Source organism: Robinsoniella sp., from assembly GCF_034124845.1.
In genome coordinates, this window is record NZ_JAWYAJ010000271.1 from 1 (window position 1) to 5,385 (window position 5,385).

1 protein-coding gene is annotated in these 5,385 nt (G+C 42.9%); it reads left to right on the forward strand.

Annotated features, from left to right (window positions below; genetic code table 11):
* On the forward strand, positions 1–5,311 hold a 5,311-nt coding region (locus tag ACH2DQ_RS13370; protein ID WP_395027055.1), incomplete at its 5' end, for a chitobiase/beta-hexosaminidase C-terminal domain-containing protein.
* Positions 5,312–5,385: the final 74 nt, after the last annotated feature.

A 5,385-nucleotide genomic window follows, 5' to 3' on the forward strand; every position in this document is an offset into this window, starting at 1 on the left:
TGAATTTAAACTCCGGGATGAAGGGCTGGAAAGTATTGAAGTATCCATAGACCATTCTAATTTAAACCCGGTAAAAAACCGGGGTCAGGTTGGTAAGATATCGGTAAAGGCAAATATGGGAACCGGTGAAGTATTTACAGAACAGGATCCCAGTATACAGGTGACATATGACATCATGACTCTTCGTTCCAGCGGCGGCGTGGAAATTGCGTCCATAGATGAGAATGGGGTTATTACACCGCTGAAAAACGAGAAATATGTAGAAGAAGGAATGGAAGAAGCCTGGAATGGCGGTACTGGAAAAGTAACAGTTTCTGTGAAGGCAGGAGAGAGAACGCTGACAAAGGACGTGAACTTTGCGGTTACACCTTTCTGGATTGACTATAGCAAAACACTGGTTATGAAAATGGATTTACATATGATGGCCAGAAATAATACGGTAAACATGAATTTTGGACAGGCTCTGGATGTGATAAAAGAATATGATAACATGACCAGAGGGATTCCCAAGATTGTATATCTGGTTGGATGGCAGTCAGACGGTCACGACACCGGATACCCATCCTGGGACGAAGTAGACGAGTACCTGAAAATACCGGGAATGACAGCGAAAGAAAGCCTTGCCTATTTTATGCAGGAAGCAAAAAAATACAATACCACGGTGAGCTTCCATCTAAATATGAGCACTACATATACGGACAGCCCGCTCTATGATGAATATTATGCGAAGGATATTCTGGGAAGGAGAAAGGATGGCGGTCAGACGGTATATGGAGAAGGCGGTGTTATTTCTTATACCCGTGACTGGGAGCTGAAAACCATGCAGCGCAGAATGGAACGTCTGATTGAAACTTATCCCACATTGGCTGAAGGGCATACCATCCATTCCGATGCTTTTCATATCGTAGTACCTCAGTCCACAACAGGATTCGGAGCAGCCGAACCTATGAGCCAGTATGCTCAGGATAAGTATGGATACAGCCGTTCCACAGATATTGAAAGCATGCGCAAGATGTTCCAGTACTGGAGGACACTGGGATTAGATTTAACATCAGAATTTGTGGACAGCTATCGTCCAAGCGATGTATCCGGCAATGAGGCTTTTATAGGTCTCCAGGCAATGGCATGGCATTTTAGAAAAGCAGATATAAACTGGAATATGTCCATACCTGCAGCGTTGTATACCGGGGGCGACGGCGGATCTGAACTATTTGGTACTTCCCATACACCGGAAGGTAATCTGCAGCCGGGAAAAAGTGCAGATGGATGGCTTGCAGATTTTGCCACAACTACGCTGCCCTGGCAGTATTTAAACAGTTTTGACCGTATTTCTGCTTCTGCATCAGGCGTACAGTTTTCGGATGGAGTAACTTCAGAAAATACAGTAAAAGGAGTTGTAATTAAAGAAGATAACAAGGTACTCGCAGAAGGAACGGATTATTTTATCCCTGCACTTTGGAATAACGATTATCCGGAAGTGATTGCGTACAGTAAAAACGGTTATACCGATCGGACATGGGAATTTCCAAAAGGGTGGAAAGAAGTTACCCATGCTGATGTATATCAGATTACAAAAGAAGGTCTGACACAGCAGGTACTCACAAATGTGGATATTACATCCGGCAGCATAACATTATCAATAGGAGCGGGCAAAGGATATTCGGTAGTGCCTGCAGGGACTGATGTATCCAGAATTTATAAACCGGCAGAAGAGTTAAACATTGAAGAAAACGATATAACAATACAGGCAGGAGACCGTAAAAAACTCCATGCACAGATACAGCCATATGATGCCACGGATAAAGGAATCCGCTGGGAAAGCAGTAATCCTCAGATAGCGGAGGTTTCTAACAGTGCTATAGTGACCGGAATGACAGAAGGGTCTGCAGTTATTACCGGAACTACTTTAGATGGGAATATTCAGGCAGTGTGTAACGTGCAGGTTCAGGGCAGCCTTAAGAAGATTGCGCCGGTTACAGCAGATAAAGAAAGCGGAACTTACGATGGACCTATCAAGGTATTTTTGCATACAGATACCAGTGATGCAGATATTTTTTATACTACGGATGGCAGTGAACCGAATGAAACATCCCTGTACTATAGTGAAAACAGTACAAATCCGGCCCCGATCCTTGTATCGGACAGCATGGTTATAAAAGCGGCAGCGATGAAAGATGGAATGCTTACCAGTGATGTGATTCACCTGGACTATAAAATTAAAAATGCTGGTGTAAGTCCGGTACGTGCAATATCCCAGCCGGATCACTATACTTCAACCCAGGCAGTTTACCTGACATCGGATACGCAGGATGCAGAGATTTATTTCACCATTGATGGAACAGAACCCTCTGGGGAATCAAAAACGTCCATACACTATAATACCTCATCGCCATTGACTCTGAACAGCGATACGACCGTTAAGGCAATTGCCTGTAAGGGAGATGCCGCCAGTGAGGTACGTACTTTTACTTACCGGTTTACGGATCAGACAAAAAGAGTACTGACACCGTATGTGGAAGTAAATGGAACAGCAGGTATGGGTGGGATTTATCAGGAGCCTGTTACAGTAGAATTAAAAACCAGGACACCAAATGCAGAAATCTACTATACCACAGATGGTAAAAACCCAGGTACCGGATCACAGAAATATACCGGACCAATGATTCTGGATAAGAGCACGAACTTAAAAGTAATGGCATCGGCAGACGGACTTACCGCTTCTAATTACGGATGGTTTAATTTTATTATCGGAGATTCCAAGGAAAACCGGACAGCACCGGCTACAGCCAGTGTTAAACCCGGTACCTATAAAGAACCGTTTGAAGTGAAGTTAGAAACAGAGACTCCGGGGGCTGTGGTGAAGTATACCATAAGCGGCAGAACCCCCAGGCTGTATACGGCTTACTACCGGCAAGACATTCCACTGCTTATAACGGAAGATACAAAGGTAACAGCTATTTCTTATAAAGATGGAATGATTGATGGGCCGGTTAGGATTTTTGAATATAAAATTGGGGAAGATGGAGCAGAGGTGGAAAAGCAGGTACAGGCACCTGTTTCATCCCTGAAAGAGGGTTCTTATTATGGAGAACAGGAAGTGGTGCTGTCCACAGCTACAGTGGGTGCAGATATTTATTATACCACGGATGGATCGCTGCCCACAAAAGAGTCCCTCCGGTATGAAGCACCAGTTAAAATGGAAGCTTCTATGACTATAAAAGCAATTGCGGTAAAGGAAGGATATAGAGACAGTACCGTATCGGTATTTACATATGTAATTGAAGAACCCAAGGAAGAAGGTGACAGTATTTATCTCAGTGATCTGGACTGGAAATGGGCATATGCGGGAACCAGGTCAGATACTACGCCTATGTTTGGAGATGAAGACAAGGTACAGGGAAAGTATAATATGCCTCAGAAAGACCGGAGATACGATGGAAGTGCATCCTGGTCACCCACAACAGTTATGCATTTGAGCTATAGCGCTCAGGAAGGCATTTATGATTGGAATACCATTGCAGCCAGTGAGTCTACAAAAGCGATTGAAAAAGGAATCGGTACGGCTGCCTGTTCCGAAATTGTGTACGAGCTTCCGGATAATAGTGAAATATTCCGTTCCACGATTGGGTTTGATGCCTGTGTATTAACTAATAAAACACGTCCATCATCAGTTCAGTTTAAAGTTTTGGGCAGTAAAACCACAGACAAATCAGAAAACTATGAAGAGCTGTATGTGAGCAGCCTTGCCTATACTGCTGACAAGGGAGGCAGTGCCAGACCTTATTTTGTGCCGCAGGATATTGAAGTGGGTATCAGTGGCTATAAATACATGAAGTTATGGGTATCTGATGCATCGGAGACAGGAAGCGGTGGTACGAATGCCACAAACCAGAGTGATTCAGTGAACTGGGCAAATGCCCGGATCCAGTATGTAAAAGACGTTTCTGATAAAACTTCTCTAAAAGAAGCGCTGGCTAAAGCAGCAGAAGCGGAAATAGAATATTCGGCGGACAATACAACTGCCGCAAGCTGGAGTAACTATGAAGAAGCGCTGGAAGCTGCAAGAGCTGTGCACCGTGATCCAAATGCAGAACAGGAAGTTGTGAATACAGCGGCAGATCGGCTTTTGACTGCTATATCAGGTATAGTAAAGCGTGCAGAATTGGCAAAGATATATGATCTTCGTGCTTTAGCGGAGCTTTGCGAAAAGATGGAAAAACAGTATCCGGCTGATATTTACCAGCCAATGAAAACATTGCTTGGGCAAATGGAGAAAGTATTGCAGCAAGACGAAACGGAGACCGGAGAAACAGAGGTGGCAGAAGCCTACGCATCATTAGAGTTGGCTCAGAAAGAACTTCTTCAGTATAAACCAGTGAATTTAACCGTTCTGGAAGAAACCCGTAAGGTTACAAAAGAACTGGATCCGTCAAGATATACAGAGGAATCATACAAAAGAGTGATGGATGCACTAAGTAAAGCGGATAAAACAGATCTTTCAGATCAAAAGGCGATTAATCAGGCAGTAACGGATCTGATGAATGCTATTTGTACCCTGCAAGAAAAGAAACCGGAGATTAAAGCAGAATATGCAGATCTTATCGCGTTAAATGCAATTATGAAAGAGGCGGCAGCAATAAACCGAAGCCAGTATACGGAGTTTTCCCTGAAATCCCTGGATAACACACTGGCTGTTGCGAAATCCCTGGCTGAGGCAAAACCTGTAAAAAAATTGCAGCCAGTGGTGGACTCTGCAGTAAGAGCGATGAAGGATTCTATACAGAGCCTTGTGAAAAAGCCGGTTATACCCGCTAAGAAGACGACCCATACTGTGGGAAATCTGGTATACTGCATAACAAAATCAGCAGCAAAAAATGGAACGGTTACAGTTCTGAAACCGGTTAAAAAGACTTTCACTGCAATTAAGGTTCCGGATACGGTGAAAATAAACGGTTTCACTTTTAAAGTAACGGCGGTCAACAGCAAAGCATTCAAAGGCAATACGAAATTAAAGAAGGTTACAATTGGAAAATATGTAGAAACCATTGGAAGCAGTGCATTTTATAAATGTACAAAACTTTCAGGGATTACAATTGGCAGTGGATTGAAGACAATTGGTAAAAAGGCATTTTATGGTGATAAAGGATTAAAGATTATCGTTGTCAAATCTTTAAATCTAAGGAAAGCATACAGTCAGTGCCTGAAAGGAATTCATAAAAATGCAGTAATAGATGTGCCTGGCAAAAAAGTGAGAGCTTATAAAAAGGTTTTTGCAGGTAAGGGTCAGCCTAAAACTGTTAAAATTTATTAGTAGAAAACAGTAAAGTTTCAGTGAAAAATCAGTAAGAAAGAAACAGGAAGCGGAGTTGTTTTTAGTTTGAAATA